Source organism: Streptomyces hesseae (assembly GCF_031845785.1).
Classification (GTDB): domain Bacteria; phylum Actinomycetota; class Actinomycetes; order Streptomycetales; family Streptomycetaceae; genus Streptomyces; species Streptomyces hesseae.
Genome location: NZ_JAVRFI010000001.1, coordinates 494,309 through 510,641, shown reverse-complemented (window position 1 = coordinate 510,641; position 16,333 = coordinate 494,309). Strand labels below are relative to the sequence as shown.

General features: G+C 73.3%; 14 protein-coding genes. 9 read left to right on the top strand and 5 right to left on the bottom strand.

Going from position 1 to position 16,333, the window contains the following annotated elements:
- Positions 1-6: 6 nt before the first annotated feature.
- Entirely contained in the window at positions 7-1,593 is a 1,587-nt protein-coding gene (locus RM609_RS01830) for an FAD-binding oxidoreductase (RefSeq protein ID WP_438828363.1), read from the bottom strand.
- Between the two features lie 166 nt (positions 1,594-1,759).
- Between RM609_RS01830 and RM609_RS01825 the strand changes: the two genes are divergently transcribed.
- Positions 1,760-2,485 carry a ribonuclease H family protein gene (locus tag RM609_RS01825; protein ID WP_311607296.1) on the top strand — a complete coding sequence of 242 codons (726 nt, stop codon included), beginning with the start codon at positions 1,760-1,762 and terminating at the stop codon, positions 2,483-2,485.
- Between the two features lie 10 nt (positions 2,486-2,495).
- Here RM609_RS01825 and RM609_RS01820 read toward each other — a convergent pair whose 3' ends face one another.
- Entirely contained in the window at positions 2,496-4,112 is a 1,617-nt protein-coding gene (locus RM609_RS01820; RefSeq protein ID WP_311607294.1) for an ADP-ribosyltransferase domain-containing protein, read from the bottom strand.
- A gap of 194 nt (positions 4,113-4,306) precedes the next feature.
- Here RM609_RS01820 and RM609_RS01815 point away from each other — a divergent pair, with 194 nt between their 5' ends.
- Positions 4,307-4,981 carry a macro domain-containing protein gene (locus RM609_RS01815; RefSeq protein WP_311607293.1) on the top strand — a complete coding sequence of 225 codons (675 nt, stop codon included), beginning with the start codon at positions 4,307-4,309 and terminating at the stop codon, positions 4,979-4,981.
- Between the two features lie 84 nt (positions 4,982-5,065).
- Here the strand turns inward: RM609_RS01815 and RM609_RS01810 are convergent, their stop codons facing one another.
- Entirely contained in the window at positions 5,066-6,187 is a 1,122-nt protein-coding gene (locus RM609_RS01810) for a hypothetical protein (RefSeq protein ID WP_311607289.1), read from the bottom strand.
- Positions 6,188-6,221: 34 nt separating this feature from the next.
- Positions 6,222-7,604 (bottom strand): helix-turn-helix domain-containing protein, encoded by a 1,383-nt coding sequence (locus RM609_RS01805; protein ID WP_311607287.1) that lies wholly within the window; start codon positions 7,602-7,604, stop codon positions 6,222-6,224.
- 297 nt (positions 7,605-7,901) lie between these two features.
- Between RM609_RS01805 and RM609_RS01800 the strand changes: the two genes are divergently transcribed.
- From RM609_RS01800 to RM609_RS01770, 7 genes are read left to right on the top strand one after another with little or no spacing between them, the layout of a single operon-like run.
- Positions 7,902-8,876 carry an ACP S-malonyltransferase gene (locus RM609_RS01800; protein WP_311607286.1) on the top strand — a complete coding sequence of 325 codons (975 nt, stop codon included), beginning with the start codon at positions 7,902-7,904 and terminating at the stop codon, positions 8,874-8,876.
- Positions 8,873-10,741, top strand: a complete 1,869-nt coding sequence (locus RM609_RS01795; protein ID WP_311607284.1) for an acyl-CoA dehydrogenase family protein — start codon at positions 8,873-8,875, stop codon at positions 10,739-10,741. The genes RM609_RS01800 and RM609_RS01795 overlap by 4 nt, the downstream gene beginning before the upstream one ends.
- Positions 10,738-11,808 (top strand): 3-oxoacyl-ACP synthase III family protein, encoded by a 1,071-nt coding sequence (locus RM609_RS01790; RefSeq protein ID WP_311607283.1) that lies wholly within the window; start codon positions 10,738-10,740, stop codon positions 11,806-11,808. Before RM609_RS01795 ends, RM609_RS01790 begins: the two co-directional genes overlap by 4 nt.
- Positions 11,805-12,692, top strand: coding sequence for an SDR family NAD(P)-dependent oxidoreductase (locus RM609_RS01785; RefSeq protein WP_311607282.1), 888 nt, complete (start codon positions 11,805-11,807; stop codon positions 12,690-12,692). The genes RM609_RS01790 and RM609_RS01785 overlap by 4 nt, the downstream gene beginning before the upstream one ends.
- Before the next feature lie 48 nt (positions 12,693-12,740).
- Complete coding sequence (locus RM609_RS01780; RefSeq protein ID WP_311607280.1) at positions 12,741-13,808, top strand: beta-ketoacyl-ACP synthase 3; 1,068 nt, start codon at positions 12,741-12,743, stop codon at positions 13,806-13,808.
- Positions 13,805-14,056 carry an acyl carrier protein gene (locus RM609_RS01775; RefSeq protein ID WP_311607279.1) on the top strand — a complete coding sequence of 84 codons (252 nt, stop codon included), beginning with the start codon at positions 13,805-13,807 and terminating at the stop codon, positions 14,054-14,056. The genes RM609_RS01780 and RM609_RS01775 overlap by 4 nt, the downstream gene beginning before the upstream one ends.
- Positions 14,049-15,275, top strand: coding sequence for a beta-ketoacyl-[acyl-carrier-protein] synthase family protein (locus tag RM609_RS01770; protein ID WP_311607278.1), 1,227 nt, complete (start codon positions 14,049-14,051; stop codon positions 15,273-15,275). The genes RM609_RS01775 and RM609_RS01770 overlap by 8 nt, the downstream gene beginning before the upstream one ends.
- Before the next feature lie 16 nt (positions 15,276-15,291).
- On the opposite strand, the gene RM609_RS01765 is transcribed toward RM609_RS01770, so the two are convergent.
- Positions 15,292-16,269: an asparaginase gene (locus RM609_RS01765; RefSeq protein ID WP_311607276.1), complete on the bottom strand. Its 978-nt coding sequence runs from the start codon at positions 16,267-16,269 to the stop codon at positions 15,292-15,294.
- Positions 16,270-16,333: the final 64 nt, after the last annotated feature.

Here is a 16,333-nt window from a genome sequence, read left to right as displayed (position 1 = left end):
CGTGCGTTACAGCGCCTGCGGGAAGTCGAAGACTCGCTTCGGGTCGTACTGCCCCTTCAGCTTCGCCAGCCGGTCCGCCGCGTCCCCGTAGTAGGCCTTCCGCCAGTCCGTCAGACTCGGGTCCGTGTAGTTCTGGTAGGCCGCACCCGAGGCGTGGCGGCGCATCGCCGTGTGCGCCTCCTCCAGCCAGGCGGTCTGCGCGGTGCCCGGACCGCCCGCCGCCCACGACGTCAGGTACTGGGCCAGCATGCGCGAGCTCCGGTGCACGAAGGCCGTGTCCAGAGGCTTGACGCGGTTGACCGCGCCGCCCAGGGCCGTCAGCTGCACCGAGGCGCCACCGCCCTTGACGCCGCGCCCGAAGTGTTCCAGCTGGTCGAGGAGCGTCCGGGTGCCCGCGTCGTCCAGCGAGCGGTCGAAGAAGTCCGAGCGCGCCGCGTACGTCTCGCGCTCCAGCTTCCCGGAGGACTCGCGGCCGGGCGTGGCGCCCGGGAGGTGGCACTGCTCGGTGGACTTGTCGCCGCAGCCGGCGTAGGCGCGGACGGTGTCGAGGTAGGCGTGGCGGCGCAGACTGACGGTTCCGATGCCGCTGCTGCCGCCGCTCGCCTTGGCCACCTTGCCGATCAGCTCGTCGTAGGCGTTCTCCAGGTCCCCGTACGAGCCGATCGAGAACGCGGCGACGGATATCCGGGGGGTGCCGCCCGCCGCGGCCGACAGGTCGCAGGCGGACCAGATCTCGTCCGGCCTGCCCGGTCCCCACTCCTGCCACGCCTGGACGACGGCCGCGGCCTTGGACCAGGGGAAGGAGAGGTATCCCGTCACTCCCTCGCCGACCGCGTGGGTGCGGAAGCGGAGCTCGGTGACGACGCCGAAGTTGCCGTTGCCCGCCCCGCGCAGGGCCCAGAACAGGTCGGCGTCGCGGGTGGCGTCGCAGTCGACGGTCTTGCCGTCGGCGGTGACGAGGGTGGCGCCGGTGAGGTTGTCGCAGGTGAGACCGTAGGCGCGGGAGAGGACGCCGTGTCCGCCGCCCAGGGTGAGCCCGGAGACCCCGACGGTCGGGCAGGACCCCGCCGGGATGGTCACGCCGTGCGCGGCCAGGCTCGTATAGACGTCGATGAGCTTGGCGCCGGCGCCGATGACGGCGGTGGACGCGGACGGCGTGCGGATGCTCTTGAGCCGTGAGACGTCGATGACGAGCCGGCCGTTGCCGCTGGACCAGCCCGCGTAGCTGTGGCCGCCGTTGCGGATGGAGACGGGTATGGAGAAGCGGCGGGCGAAGGCCAGGGCCTCGGTGATGTCCGGGGTGCCGGCGACGTAGGCGATCGCGGCAGGGCGGAGGGCGTCGAAGCGCGTGTTGTAGAGCTGACGGGCGGCGGTGTAGTCGGCGTCGTCGGGGCGTACGAGGCCGCCGGTGAGACTCTTGCCGAGGGCGGTCCAGTCGCTCCCCGCGACGGCGGCCGCCCTGGACGCGGCCCACGTTTCGCTGGCCCTCTTCGTGCCGGCCGTCGCCGAGCCGGTCGTCGTCGTGGCGCCCCAGGCGGCTGTCGCCGCCAGTCCGGTACCCGCTGCCAGGAGTGTGCGCCTGTTGATGGCCATGCCGATCCCTGCCCCTTTGGTGCGTGTGCGTGTGCGTGTGCGCTGATGTGTGCACTGATGTGCTGATGCGCATTGCCGAGTCCCCGTTGATCAAACAGATGGGTCGGCAGGGGCAGGTGGTTCCGGCCGGGAGCGACTGATGGCGAACGGCTGGCACCATGGTGGGATGCACGAACAGATCACCGCCGCGTGCGACGGCGCGTCGAAGGGAAACCCCGGGCCCGCCGCCTGGGCATGGGTCATCGGGGACGCCACCGGCGAGGTACACCGCTGGCAGGCCGGACCGCTGGGCACCGCGACGAACAACGTCGCCGAACTCACCGCGCTTCAGGAGCTGTTGGAGTCCACCGACCCGGCCGTTCCCCTGCAGGTACGGATGGACTCCCAGTACGCCATGAAGGCCGTGACGACATGGCTGCCGGGCTGGAAGAGAAAGGGGTGGAAGACGGCCTCCGGCACCCCGGTGGCCAATCAGGCGCTCGTGATGCGGATCGACGAGCTGCTGACCGGCCGCGCCGTCGAGTTCGTGTACGTACCGGCCCACCAGGTCGACGGCGACCCCCTCAACGCCGTCGCCGACGCGGCCGCGAGCCACACCGCCCGTACCCAGCGGGAGGCCGGCACCTCCTTCGGCTCCGCCCTGCCCGAACCGGAGGCCGGGGCCTCGGCCGGACCCCGGGCCGGCGGCCGCGCCCGGAAGCCCTCCTCGGAGCCGGGGACGGGGACGGGGGCGGGGACGCGGCGCCCGTCGAGCGGCCGGACGAGGGGATCGCTCAAGGCGAGGTTCCCCGGGCGCTGCCGCTGCGGAAAGCCGTACGCGAAGGGCGAGACGATCGCGAAGAACCCCGACGGCTGGGGACACCTCGCCTGCGCCACCACCGCGACCGACTGACGGAACCCGTTCAGGACACCAGGGTCTGCTCCTCCAGCTCGGTCAGCTTTACGGTGCACAAGCCACCGCGTTCGGTCTTCACGTCCGTCACCTTGAGCTGGGTGCCCGGCGGGAGGATGAATTCCTCCTCACCCGTGAAAGCGGAGAAATTCTGGATACCCACGGCCCGGACCGGCCGCACCTCGAAGAGCGTCCGCTTGCCGCGGCTCCCGAGGAACGACCGTGCCACGCCGAGCTTGGACGTGCACGAGGAAACACCCCACCAGGTGACGGTCCGGCCGACGGGGTACTGCCCACGCAGGTCCAGTGACACCCCGCGCCACAGCGGTTCCGTGCGCGCGGGAAGCCCTGACACCGCCGAGAACAGCAGCCGCAGATAAGGGAGGTACGGGACGAGCTTGCTCCGGTCCGGGGCACGCAGAATGGCGTTGATCTCGCGGTAGAACGCGGACTCGCAGGTGTAGAGGTAGAGAGCGGCGATCGCGTCGGCGGACAGGCCGCCGACCGCTTCGTCCGCCCGCCTCTTGCCGAATTCGTGCGACAGGTCGACATGCCGGTTGAGACCGGACAGCAGATCGGCGACGGGGGCGACGGCGTCGTGGAACTCCATCAGCGGGGTGTCGAACACACCGGTGATCTCGGGGAGGGCCAGGCCCTCGTCCTTGACGCCGGCGAGCCGTTCCAGATACAGCTGGTGCAGCTCCATGGTGGACGCGATGAACGCGCCCATGCGTTCGGCGATGCCGCCGTCCGCCCCGCCGGCCTCCGCCGCCGCCTCGTTCCACCCCTTGTTCGGCAACCAGTCGATCTCATCCATGCCCAGCGACGCGAGGGCATCGTTCACCACCGCGAAATGGTCGCCCTCGCAGAATATGTCGCCCTGCGCGGCGGGATTGGAGTGGTCGATGTGCCGGACCTCGACCTCCGGGTACTTCTCCTGGAGCTGGAGGACGATCTTCTTGAGGTTGCGCGCGTGAGCCCCCCACCACGCGAAGACGACACCGCGGTCCTCCTCGTCGGCGCTCTGCTTGGCCTTGAGGATCTCCTCGACGATCCGCTCGGCGACCGGACGCCAGAACACGGTGTGCCGGTCGGGCCCCCTCGACCCGTCACTGCCGGCCGTGAGCGCCGCGTTCAGCAGCAGCACACCCTGTGTCAGCATCGCCTGGAACCACTCAGGCGGCTGGACGGTGTCCTGCTCCTTCAAAAGCGCGCGGATATCGGCGATAGGGGTCTTCTTCGGTATGCCGTACTTCCACATCGCCGCCGCCTTGATGATGCAGCGGATACTGACGACCCGTCCGAACTGACTGTCCTTCCAGTCGTGGAAGGTGTTGTCGAACATGGCGATGCCGGTGGCGCTCTCCGGCCGCGGGTAAGGGTTCTGGCCGAAGACGACGACCTTCCATTTGTGCGGCGGATTGGGCTTGAGCGCCTGGAAGGTCAGCTCACGGACGGGGACGACCTCCGGGCCACGGCCGGGGCCGATGAAGGCGGCCGCGTCCGGCTGCGCCTCGATCACCGGCTTCAGCAGCGGAAGCCACGGTTCGCCACCGCCCTCGAAGAGCTCGGCGAGGGCCAGCGGGTCGTTCGGACCGGGCATGGTGGGGGAGTGGGCGTCGCTCATGGTGCTGGGACTCCGGTGTTCGTGGGAGTCCGTCGGATGGCAGGCGGACCCCACAGCTGTGCGGGACCCCACTGTTATACCGAGGGGGTCCGACAACGGCGCCGGGACCGGAACCGCCTTGTCAGTGGGGCGCGGTAGCGTCGTGAACGACCGAGGGCCGTATCCCGTATCCCCGATCGGAGTGGAGCATGACCATGGACCGTACGCAGTCGCCGCTGAAGGTGGTGCTGACCGACATCAACGCGTCGGTGGTGGAGGCGTGGCGGGCGGCGTTCGCCGACACCCCCGGGATCGAGATCCGCAAGGGCTCGATCCTCGACGAGAAGGCCGACGCCTGGGTCACCCCGACCAACTCCCGGGGCCGGATGGACGGCGGGGTCGACGCGGCCATCAAGCGATACCTCGGCGCGGGCATCCAGCTGCGCGTGCAGCGGGCGATCCGCGACCGGTTCGCGGGAGACCTGCCGGTGGGGAGCGCGGTGTGCGTACCGTCCGGAGCCGTCAACCCGAAGTTCCTGATCTCGACGCCGACGATGGAGCATTCGGCACAGAACGTGAGCGAGACCCTGAATGTGGCCCTCGCGTGCGCCGCCGCGTTCCAGGCGATACACCGGCAGAACGAGGAGGCGCCGGGCAGCATCGCGTCGGTGGCGCTGGTCGGCATGGGCGCCCAGACCGGCCGTGTGCCGGCCCGGGTCTGCGCGAACCTCATGTGGACGGGCCACACGCTCTTCCACGACCACCGCTTCGAGAGCTACGACGACCTGCGCGACACGATCACCGCCCAGCTCGACGACTTGGAGAACGCCCCCGTCGAGGAGCCCGTACGCATCGCGCCGCCGGCCCGCCGCCCCCGTTCCCGCGGCTGACGGCCGGCCCCGGTCGGTGGTCCGCCCCCCGGCGCGACGCACCCCTCGGTCACGTACGCGCTGTCACCGGCACCGGTGTCGAGATCAGGCGGCGTCCGGCGAGGACGTCCCCAGGCGCCTCGCCTCCGCCGGGCGTGTACGGGAGCGCACCGTGCGGTGGACGGTGGCGCAGGGGCCGAGGCCGGCCAGGAGCCCGGCCACGGCCGTGCCGAGGCGGGTGTCCGGAGTGGAGTCCAGCAGCATGAGGACTGATGCGTCGACCTGCTCGGGTCGCAGGTCGGCCGAGCGGGCGATCGTGTGTACGGGGACCGCCGCCTCCCGCGCGCGGCTCCGGGCGAGCCGGGCCGCAGGGCTGCGGTCGGTCGTGCCGATCAGCAGCCGGTCGCACTCGCGGAGTGTTCCGGTGACGGCGAGGTGGAGGTCGGTCATCGTGTAACACCACTGATCGGGGTGCTGTGTTCTCAGGGGGCCGAAGCGGGCGCGCAACGCCTTCAGTACGGTACCGGCCTGCGGGATCGCCGCTCCGGGAGCCACCACACACGCCAGGGCGGCCGGGTCGGCCACCTCGACGGTCAGCGCCTCGTCGACGGTGGGCACGACGGTGACCCCGTGGGCGGCTCCGGCCGGTGGGCTGAGGGGAGGGGGGCCGGCCGGCGGGGAGCCGACGAGGAGGATGTGGTCCCCGTCGGCCCGGTACCGGCGTACGGCGGCCACCGCGTCGGCGACCGCCGGGCAGCGCGCGTCCGCCGGGCAGCCGCAGCGCTCCCACGCGCCGCCGTTCGTGGCGCGTGGCGCGTACGCCGCCGCCGTACGGCCCGTCCGGGTTTCCGCGTCCGCCATGGAGGCGGGCACCACGAGAAGACGGCGGGTGCGCAGGAGGGACCGCCAGGCGCGCAGTTCGCGACGGATGAAACCGACGGCCTCGACGTCGTCCGTCGGCGCTCCGATCGCCAGGCCCCGTACCGAGCCGGAGACGTCGACGTAGGACAGGGTGGTAAGCACCCCCTCCCCGCCTTCGGGACAGCCACCGGCGGCCATGTCCCGGACCACGACCGGGCGGAAGCGGCGGACGGCGTGGGCCAGCAAGGGGTGAGCGGGGCTGGTGACGACACCGCGACGGGGATGGACCCACGAGGCGGCCACGGTCAGGGTCCGGCCGGGCAACCGGACGCCGGTGAGTTCGTCCAACAGGACGCTTCGGTTCATGAGGGTCCTCCGGGGAGAGTCGCTGCGTCGCCCGTCAGCCGGCGGTGTCCCGACGGCGGAGGAGACGTATGCGCAGTTCCTGGGCACGCTCGTGGACGTCCGCCGCGCCGTGGTTGGCGGTGTGCGGACGCAGCCGTGCCAGGAGAGTGCGCAGCCGGTCGGTGACCCGGGCGCTCTCGACGTGCGGGCAGAGGTCCAGGAAGGACAGCCAGGTCGCGCAGGCCTGGTCGAGGTGCCCGATGCCGAGTTGCGCCTCGGCCAGGGCGGCGAGGCCGAGGGCACGGCCGCGCAGCTCCCCCCGGGGACGTTGGCGAAGTGAGGCGCCGAGATGTGCCACCTCTCGCCGGCCGTCTCCGCGCATCCGGGCGGCACAGGCCTGCTGAAGGGCCAGTGATCCCAGGTGGAACGCCCCCACCGGGGTGGGTGCCGGGGCCGGTCCGGGACGGCCCTCCTCCTCGTGCAGGTGTGCGGCGGCCGTGGCGAAGTACATGTCGGCTTGGCGCTGTTCTCCTACGGCGGCCCTGGTCAGTGCCAGCTGTCCGAGGAAGAACGCGCGCCGGCCGGGCGTGCTGTCGCGCGCCGGTCCGGTTCGCGCGGCCCGGGCCGCCAGGAGGTCCGCCTCCCTGGTGTGCCCGAGCGCCAGCGCCTGGACGCTGAGGCCCCTGAGCGCGGTGGCGTGACCGAGGCGGTCGTCGGCCCACCGGGCCAGTTCCGCCGCCGCCAGGTAGTAGTCCTGGGCCGCGGCGTGCAGTTCGCAGTCGAAGTGGGTGAACGCGCACAGGTACGCCAGTTGCCCGGCGCTGGTCAGAAGCTCGCGTCGCACGGTCGGCCGGAGATCCTGCCCCAGCCACCCGGCGACGTGGTTCGTCAGGTACGCGCGCAGGGCGGGGCGGGTGCTCCCCCCTCCGAAACAGGCTTCGTGGCGGGAGAAGAGTCCGAGCATCGTGCGAACGGCCGCCAGGTCGGGGTGTCCGGGGGCGGGCGGGGGAGTGCCCACGTCGTCCAGTGCCGGGAGCCCGCGCTCCCAGTGGCACATCAGGGACACGGACGGCGAGTAGACACCGGTGCCGGCGGCCGTCGTGCCGAGCCGCAGGAGCCGGAGCGCCGGCGACGCGGTCGCGGTACTCGCTCCCGTGGGAGGGCCCGCTGTCCGGACCCTGTCGGTCAGCCCGGTGTCCGTCGCGTCGATCCGGCGCCCCAGCCGACGGGTGAAGGCCTCGGCGACGAGGTCCGCGGTCGGGCCTCTGGGGCGGGTGCCCGACAGCCAGTGACTCACCGCACTGCGGTCGTAGTGGAGGCTCCGGTGCTGCTCGGCCGCCAGCGCGTTGACCTCCCGGGCCAATCGGGCACCGCTCCAGCCTGCTTCCCGCAGGAGGGATCTCAGTAGTTGGTTGGGCGTACGCCAGGGGCGTGGCATGGACCCTCCTCACGCCGGCGGGGGCGAAGGGGCGCCGAAGGAGCGGACTCTCGGCCGGCCTCAGGTCCTACAAGATGTCCGGGGGATTCAACATGGTGCGGGGTTCAACATGATGCCGGGCCGGCGCGGCGATGAAGCACGCGCATTCTGGACAGGTGGATCGCAGGACCGGTGTGGCCCTTCGGCTCGGTACCCGAATCCGGAATACACCGGACAATCCTGTGTCATTCAACTGGAGATGTCATGCGGTTGTCAATCCATGTGTTTCCGGGTCAAGGGGACTTTTCGGTCGCCGCGTTGTCCGCCGCCCTGGACGCCGACGACGTATTGCGCCGAGCGGCCGCCGAGGTGTTCGAAGCCGTCGACGCGGCAGTGGCCGGCAGGGGTCTTCCCGCCCTGGCGCCCTGGCTGCTGGGCTCCTCCCCGCCGAGCACGAGGGAACTCGCCCGAGCGGCCACCGGGGCCGAACAACTCGCCCTCTACGGGGCCACCGTGAGCGCGCACGAGGCCCTGGCCTCCCGCTTCGGCGAACCGGCCGGGGTTCTGGGGGTCAGCTTCGGCGAGATCGCCGCGCTCACCTCGGCCGGGGTGTGGACCGTGGCGGACGGCGCGCGCGTCGCTCACGACCTGGCACGCGTCCTCACCACCTGCCCTGGAGGTCTCACCCTGCTCTCGTGTGACGAGAGCACCGCCGCCGCGCTCGTCGCGCACGACGACACGGCGGGCGTCACCGTGGCCTGTGTGAACGACGCCACCGAGACGGTCGTCAGCGGCCCCGTGCCCGAGCTGGCACGAGTGGAGCGACGCGCTCTGCGCACCGGCACGACCGCGACGCGGCTGCGGCTGCCGTTCAGTTCGCACCACCCGGCGCTGGAACGGCAGGCCGGGCGGTTCGCCGAAGCCGTGCGCGCCCGGCTGAGGGCGTCCCCCCGCTGCCCCGTGTACTCGGCCGTGGCGGGCGGCCCCTATACGGCACACGACGATCTGGGCGCACGACTGTCCGACTGCCTCACCCGCCCGGCCCGTCTGCCCGCCGTCCTCGACCGCCTCGTGACCGACGGCTTCACCTCGTTCTACGAAGCCGGCCCCGGCACGGCCCTCACCCGTAGCGCGTGCCGCGCCATGCCCTTCGGCCGCGCGACCTTCTCCTCCCCCCTCGCCGCGCCCCGCCCCCGCCCCGGCACCGCACGGCCGGAGAACGGGGAGCCCACCGCACCACCCCTTCCACCGGTCGCGCCCGTACCGCCCGCGGAGTCGGGACCGCGCTCATGAGTCCCGCCCCGGACCCCGCCCCCGTGGACGCGAACCGTCCGCTGGACCGGCTCTTCCACGGCGACTGCTCCCCGGAGTACCTCACGACGCTGCACGCTGCGCTCGCGCGGCACGACTTCCGGACCGCCGCCACCGCGGGCGAACGCGAGGACTACCTCGCGACGCGCCTGCGGGACCTGTGCCGAGCGCTGCCACCCGCACGACACCTGCTGCGCGACGCGGACCGGCTCTCCGCACTGCTGGCGTGGACCGCGGTGGCGGACCCCCGTCTGTGCATGACGGTCATCACCCACACGGTCCTGTGCCTGGGATCCATGACCCACCTCGGCCCGGACCACGGCGCCCTGGAGGCGGCCTTCACGGCACTCGAAGGCGCCGAGGCGAGAGGGAGCTACCTCGTCACCGAGGGCGGCCGGGCCAACAGCCACCTCGCCACCCGCACCCGGGCCGTCTTCGACCCCCGCCGCCGCGATTTCGTGCTGGACTCCCCGGACGCCGCCGCGGCCAAGTTCGGATCCGTCCCGGCGGGCGAGGGCCCGCGCTCGGCGGTCGTCCTGGCCCGCACCGTCGTCGCCGGAAGCGATCACGGTGTCTTCCCGTTCCTCGTCGACCTGGCCGACGCGCGCGGAACCCTGCCGGGCGTGGCCCTCTCCCCACCCCTGGAGCTGAGCGACCTCCCCCTCACCTACCGGACGGTGAGCTTTCACGGGGTCCGCGTGCCCTACGGGCGATGGCTCCGCGACGGGGCGTCCATCGACGAGCACGCCGTCCTCCACGATCCGCTGGGCGGCCCGGACGAACGGCTGCGCCGGTCGCTGACCGTGGGGACCGGCCTCTGGGGAGCCCTGCCGTCCGCGGCCGCCGCCACCGCACGGCAGGCCGCGTGCCTCGCCCTGCGGCACGCGCGCGCCCGGCCGACCCAGGCCCGCCTCGCGCCCGGAGCCCCCCTCTTCGCCTACCGGGGCCACCAACGCGCGCTCGTCGGAGCCCTGGCCGACGCGTTCGCGCTGTCCTGTGCGGCGGCCCGCGCCCGCGAGCTGCTCCGGGACGCCCTGACGGCCGCCGACACGGCCGGCCCGGACCGGTCGATGGGCTTCGCTCCCTGGTCGGCCGTCAGCGGTCCCCTGTCCGCCTACAAGGCACACAGCGTCGGCACCGCCCGGCGCGTCGTCGCCGACTGCCAGCGCCGCTGCGGCTGGCCGGGACTCCTCGACACGAACCGGCTGCCGGGGTACCACGGCTTCCTCCGTGCCTTCGGCCCGGCCGGCGGAGACAGCACGCTCATCCTGTACGACATCGGACGCGGCCTCCTGGACGGTCCGGCCGACGCACCCGGCCGGGCCGTCATCCCGCCCCGCGACCCGGCGGACCCCCGCTGGTGGCCCACCGTCCTGAGGGCCCACGAAGCCATGCTCCACGCACGGCTGCGGCTGGCCCGCGACCATCGCGCCCGGCGGTACGACGACGAGTTCGAGCTGTGGAACCCCCTGCTCCACGCGGCCGGGGAACTGGGCGAGACACACGCGGCACGCCTCGCCGCCACCGACGTCCCCTGGGCCCTGGACCGTTACCTCCCACGGGCCGGAGTCCCTCCGCGTGCGGGCCTGGAGGCCCTGGCCGCGCTGAGCGGCGTACGGGCGGCCACGCGCCGGGCCGGCGCCCTCCTGCACTCGCGCACGCTGCGCCCTCGCGACATGGACGCGCTGACCGGCCTGGCCGACTGCCTCCACGACCGGGTGCTCCCGCACCTTCCGGCACTGGAGGAGCACTTCGGATTCCCCGACGACGTGGCGGGCACCCCCTGGGGCGCCCTCCCGGCCCTCCCGCACCCGCTCGCCCCCTCGCACCGGGGAGATACGACATGACCTCCGCCACGCCCGCCGACGGACGTCCCATCGGCATCACCGGCATGGGCACCTACCTGCCCACCAGGATCCGCACCAACGAGGAGGTGGCCGCCGCCCTCGGCGTGACACCCGAGTGGATCGTCGAACGCACGGGAATCCGCAAACGGCACATGGCGGCTCCCGACGAGGCCGCCTCCGACCTCGCCGCGCACGCCGTGAAATCCGCCGTCGCCGCCGCCAACATCGACATCACCGACCTCGACCTGCTGGTCTGCGCGACGTCCACCCCGGACGAACTCGGCCCGTCCACGGCCTGCCGTATCCAGGCGCGACTGGGCGCCCGCCACGCCGTGGCCCTGGACGTCTCCGCCGCGTGCTCCGGCTGGCTCTTCGCGGCCAAGGTCGCCCACGACTGGCTCCGCCAGGAACGCCATCCCGGCCACGCCGCGGTGGTGGGGGTCGAGGCCTACACGAAGTTCCTCGACCCCGGGGACAGGGGGACGTCCGTCCTCTTCGCCGACGGCGCCGCCGCCGCCGTTCTGAGCCCGGTGGCCCCGCCCGGCGGGTTCACCGACTTCCGGCTCGGTTCCGACGGTGTGCTGGCCGACCGCGTCCTGATCCCCGGAGGGGGCAGCCGCCGTCCGGCCAGCGCGCAGACCCTCGGACAGGGCGGCCATTACATCCACATGGACGGCCGGGTCGTCAGCCGCTTCATCCGGGAGTGGTTCCCCCGCCTCGTCCAAGAGGCCCTGACCCGCAACCGCCTCACCCTCGACGACATCGACTGCGTCATCACCCACCAGCCCAACCCCCTCCTGCTGCGCGGGCTGGGCGAGGAGCTCGGGCTGGGCGGGGACCGGCTCGTCATCGTCGGCGACGAGGTGGGCAACATCGGCGCCGCCAGCACGCCCTACGCCCTGGCCTCCGCGGCCGCGCGGGGCGCCCTCCGCCCCGGACACCGCGCCCTCGTCGTCGTCTTCGGCGCCGGCATGACCTGGGGCAGTGCGCTCCTGCGCTGGACAGGCGCCCCCACCATCCGCGTGGCACCCGCCACCGCCCCGCTACCGGAGGTCGCACGGACATGAGCAACCCCGTACCCGCGGCCCCGCGATCCGCGGCCCCGCAGTTCCCCGACCATCTGGCGGCGTTCCGCCTGGACGGCGCGCGCGCCCTGGTGACCGGGGCTTCCAGAGGCATCGGACGGGCCTGTGCGGAGGCCCTGGCGGACGCGGGCTGCGACCTCGCCGTATCGGCCCGCACCACCGCCGCGCTCATCGACACCGCGGCCACCGTCGAACAACGGGGCCGCAGGGCCGTCGTCGTCCCCGCGGACCTGAGCGCGCCCACCGCGGCCGGGCACCTCATCGACCTCGCCGCCGACGCCCTGGGCGGTCTGGACATCGTGGTGCACAACGCCGGTACGCTCCCCACCTCCGGGGACACACCGGTCATGGTGCCCTTCCACCGCTCCGACCGGACGCACTGGGACCAGGTCGTCTCCCTCAACCTCAATGCCACGGCAGAGCTGTGCCGCGCCGCCCACCGGCACCTGATCGCCTCGCGCCGCGCGTCCCTGATCCTCATGTCCTCCGTGGCGGGAGTGATGGCCGCGCCCATGATGGAGGCATACGCCGCCTCCAAGGCCGGGCAGATCTCGCTGGCCCGCAGCCTGGCCGTGGCCTGGGCCCGCCAGGGCGTGCGGGTCAACGCGGTCAGCCCGGGCTGGATCCGGACCGCCATGACCCGGCACGCCAGCGGGACCGCGGCCGTGTCGGACTGGCTGACGAGTCATGTCCCGATGGGCCGTTGGGGCGAGCCGGAGGAAGTGGCCCGCGCCGTGCTCTTCCTCGCCTCGCCCGCCGCTTCCCTCCTCACCGGTCATGTCCTCGTCCTCGACGGCGGGGTCAGTGTCCCCGACGGCGGTCTGGCCGGAATCCCCAAGCCCTCTTCCCCTTTCACCACACCGTGACGGGCCGTCACGGTGCGCCGTGACGGCCGTACCCGACAAGGACGCGCCATGCGCCTGGACGACACCACCGCCGCGATCGTCGGTGTGGGTTCCTGCCTGCCGGACCGCGTGCTCGACAACCACGAGATCATCGAGCGCGGGGCCCTGAACACCACCGACGAGTGGATCCGGCGGCGCACGGGCATCGCCCGGCGCCGGTACGTGACCTTGGGCACCAGCACCGGTGACCTCGCCGTCGGCGCAGGGCGCGCGGCGATGGCGTCCGCCGGCACGTGCCCGGACTTCGTCCTGCTGGCCACGACGACACCGGATCACCCCTGCCCCGCCACCGCGCCCGCCGTCGCCTACCGCCTCGGCCTGGACGAGGTGCCCGCCTTCGACCTGGGCGCGGTGTGCTCGGGATTCGTCTACGCCCTCGCCGTCGCCACCGCGCTGGTCAAGGCCGGCACTTGCGCCACGCCATTGGTCATCGGGGCCGAGACGTACTCCTCCATCATCGACCCCCGCGACCGCGGGACGGCACCGCTGTTCGGCGACGGGGCGGGCGCCGTCGTCCTGCGGGCCGGCCCTCCCGACGCCCCGGGCGCGCTCAGAGCTCTGGACCTGGGAAGCGACGGCAGCGGGGAGCGGCTGATCGTCGTGCCCGACGGGGGTTCACGCCGGCCCCGCGGCCCGCTGCGCGCCATCGGGCCCGGCGACCACTGCTTCCGCATGCAGGGGCGCGCCGTCTACGGCCAGGCGGTCCGGCGCATGACGGCCAGCGCCCGCCGAGTGCTGTGCGAGGCCGGCTGGGAGGCGCCGACCGTACGGGCCTTCGTCGGGCACCAGGCCAATCAGCGCATCCTCGATTCGGTCGCCGAGCGGCTCGGCATCGCGGCCGGGAACCGCTACGGCAACCTCCACGAGGTGGGCAACACCGCGGCCGCCTCCGTCCCGCTGGCGCTGGCCGACGGCCTCGCCCGCTCCTCGCTCCAGCCCGGCAGCCGCGCCCTGCTCACGGCCTTCGGCGGCGGGCTGACCTGGGCGTCGGCCGCGCTGACCTGGCCGGCCGCGCAGCCCCGGGCCGAGACCATCGCCCCGTCCGACCCCCTCCCCACCGGCAGGAGCCGACCATGAACCCCGCATTCGATCGCATCGCGGACGTCCTCACCGGCAAATTCGAGGTTCCGGCCGAGCTGGTCGTGCCCGGAGCCACCCTCGGTGACCTGAACATCGACTCCCTGGCAGCCGTCGAACTCCATCTCACCTTGCAGGAGCACTGGGACATCTCCCTGGACGAGAGCGCCTTCACACCGGACCTCGCCCTCGACGACCTCGTCGTCACCGTCTCCGCTCTGCTCGACGAGGGAGCCGCCGATGTCTGAGGCACCGGTCGTGACGGGACTGGGCCTGGTCACCCCCGGCGGTGTCGGACTCACCGCGACATGGCGGACGGTGTGCCGCGGTGGCTCCACCGCACGCAACGACCCGGAGCTCGCGGCGGCCCCCGTACCGCTGGCCTGCCGGGTGCCCGCTTTCGACCGTACGCGGGTGCCGGCCCGCATGCCGTGGCGGCTGGACCGCAGCACCCGGCTGCTCCTCGTCGCGGCGGACGAGTCCCTGAGGCACGCCGGAATCCGCCCGGGGGAGTGGGAGCCGTCACGCGTGGCGGTGGTGATCGGTTCCGCGGCCGGTGGCGTGACGACCTTCGAGAGCGCCCACCGCACGTTCCTGGAGCACGGCCCGGCCGGCCTGTCGCCGCTCACGCTCCCCGGCTTCCTGCCCAACATGGCCGCGGCCGCGCACCTCGCGCTCGAACTCGGCGTGACCGGCCCCTCCCTGCACACCTCCACGGCCTGTGCCTCGGGGGCCACCGCCCTCATCACCGCCTGCCTGCTGCTGGCCGCCGGTGCCTGCGACATCGCCCTGGCCGGTGGCACCGACGCCATGGTCACGCCGCTGTGCGCGGCCGCCTTCGCCAGGATGGGCGCCCTGTCCCGGCGCACCGGCGAACCGGCGGCGGCCTCGCGGCCGTTCGACAGGGATCGCGACGGTTTCGTCCTCGGCGAAGGCGCGGCCGTACTGGTTCTGGAACGCGCCGCCCATGCCCGGGCCAGGGGGACGCCCCCGCTCGCCCACGTCGTCGGGCACGCGGCGACCGGCGACGCCCATCATCCGGTCGCCCCGGACCCGCGGGGCCGCGGCCTGCGGGCGGCCGTGTCCCAGGCCCTGCGCCAGGCCGGGGTGACGGTCACCGACGTCCACCACGTCAACGCGCACGGAACGGGTACCCCGCTCAACGACCGGGTGGAAGCCTCCGTGATCCGCGAGCTGTACGGCCGCTCCGCCCCCAGCGTCACCTCGGTCAAGGGGACCCTGGGGCACACGATGGGCGCGGCCGGCGCCATCGAGGCGGCTCTCACCGTCCAGACCCTCCTGACCGGATCCGTCCCTCCCACCGCCAACTTCCGTGCGCCGGACGCCGGCACGGCGGGCATCGACCTCGTCGTGGCACGCCCGCGTCAGCAGGGACCGAAGCTGGCCGTCAGCCATTCCCTCGGCTTCGGCGGCCACAACACGGTCGTCGCCCTCGCGGCGGCCTGACCGGTTCGGTGATGACTCAGCCCCGCAGGGCGAACGCTTCCACGATGTCCTCGCGCCCCGCGCCGGCCGCCAGCAGCAGCCGGAGCAGCACCCGGGCCTTGTACGGGTCGAGGAAGCCGCCGTCGATCAGCCCGCGCCGCCGCAGGTCCGTCTCCGAGCCGGGCGCGCTGTAGGTGTTCCGCAGGGCCGAACCGCTCCCGGTGCGCGATGTCAGCACGACCGGCATGTGCTCGGCCAGGGCGCCGAGCCGGGGCGCGAGCACGCCCGGCACGTGACCGACGCCGAATCCGGCGACGACCAGGCCCCTGTGTGTGGTCTCCAACCCCTGGAGCCGGTCGCCGTCGTCGTCCAGGGTGACCACGTGCAGGGCGACGCGGGCGTCCTCGAGCCGTTCCCGGTCGAGCCCGGCCGGCAGCGGTTCGTACCGGGGCGGGGTGAGGAGCATCCGTACCCGGCCCTCGACGACATGCCCGAGGGGGCCGGTGTTCGGCGAGGCGAAGGTCGCGGTGCTCGTGCTGTGCGTCTTGCGCACCCACCGCGCCGCGTGCACCTCGTCGTTGAGGACCACCAGCGCACCCGCGCCGCGCGCCTCGCGGGCCGTGGCGACGCGCACGGCGGCGAGCACGTTGGCCGGCCCGTCCGCCCCCGCCATGGCCGGCTGCCGCATCGCACCGGTCAGTACGAACGGCGCCTCGTGCGGCCACACCAGGTCGGCCAGGAAGGCCGTCTCCTCCAGTGTGTCGGTGCCCTGGGTGACGACGACGCCGTCCGCGCCCTCGGCCACGGCCCGCGAGGCGATGGCGACGACGTCCAGGACCTGCGCGAAGGTGAGGCTTCCGCCGGGCACGGCGTGCACGTCCCGCACGTCCAGGGAGACCCCCAGCTCCGCCAGGCCCGGTACGGCCGCGGTGATCTCGGCCCCGCTCAGCCGCGCTCCCCGGCCACGGCCCGGCACCGAGATCGTGCCTCCGAGTGCCAACAGTACGACGCTCAACGCCTGCCTCCTCGCCCCGTGTCACCGCCGGGCGAAGCCCGCCGGACGGCCCCAACCTACAGTG

What these genes read in the sequence shown, in the direction of transcription:
- RM609_RS01795 (WP_311607284.1), top strand. Translation starts at nt 8,873, where the DNA reads ATGAGTCCCGCCCCGGACCCCGCCCCCGTGGACGCGAACCGTCCGCTG.
- RM609_RS01780 (WP_311607280.1), top strand. Translation starts at nt 12,741, where the DNA reads ATGCGCCTGGACGACACCACCGCCGCGATCGTCGGTGTGGGTTCCTGC.
- RM609_RS01775 (WP_311607279.1), top strand. Translation starts at nt 13,805, where the DNA reads ATGAACCCCGCATTCGATCGCATCGCGGACGTCCTCACCGGCAAATTC.
- RM609_RS01825 (WP_311607296.1), top strand. Translation starts at nt 1,760, where the DNA reads ATGCACGAACAGATCACCGCCGCGTGCGACGGCGCGTCGAAGGGAAAC.
- RM609_RS01805 (WP_311607287.1), bottom strand. Translation starts at nt 7,604, where the DNA reads ATGCCACGCCCCTGGCGTACGCCCAACCAACTACTGAGATCCCTCCTG.
- RM609_RS01820 (WP_311607294.1), bottom strand. Translation starts at nt 4,112, where the DNA reads ATGAGCGACGCCCACTCCCCCACCATGCCCGGTCCGAACGACCCGCTG.
- RM609_RS01810 (WP_311607289.1), bottom strand. Translation starts at nt 6,187, where the DNA reads ATGAACCGAAGCGTCCTGTTGGACGAACTCACCGGCGTCCGGTTGCCC.
- RM609_RS01830 (WP_438828363.1), bottom strand. Translation starts at nt 1,593, where the DNA reads ATGGCCATCAACAGGCGCACACTCCTGGCAGCGGGTACCGGACTGGCG.
- RM609_RS01785 (WP_311607282.1), top strand. Translation starts at nt 11,805, where the DNA reads ATGAGCAACCCCGTACCCGCGGCCCCGCGATCCGCGGCCCCGCAGTTC.
- RM609_RS01815 (WP_311607293.1), top strand. Translation starts at nt 4,307, where the DNA reads ATGGACCGTACGCAGTCGCCGCTGAAGGTGGTGCTGACCGACATCAAC.
- RM609_RS01790 (WP_311607283.1), top strand. Translation starts at nt 10,738, where the DNA reads ATGACCTCCGCCACGCCCGCCGACGGACGTCCCATCGGCATCACCGGC.
- RM609_RS01770 (WP_311607278.1), top strand. Translation starts at nt 14,049, where the DNA reads ATGTCTGAGGCACCGGTCGTGACGGGACTGGGCCTGGTCACCCCCGGC.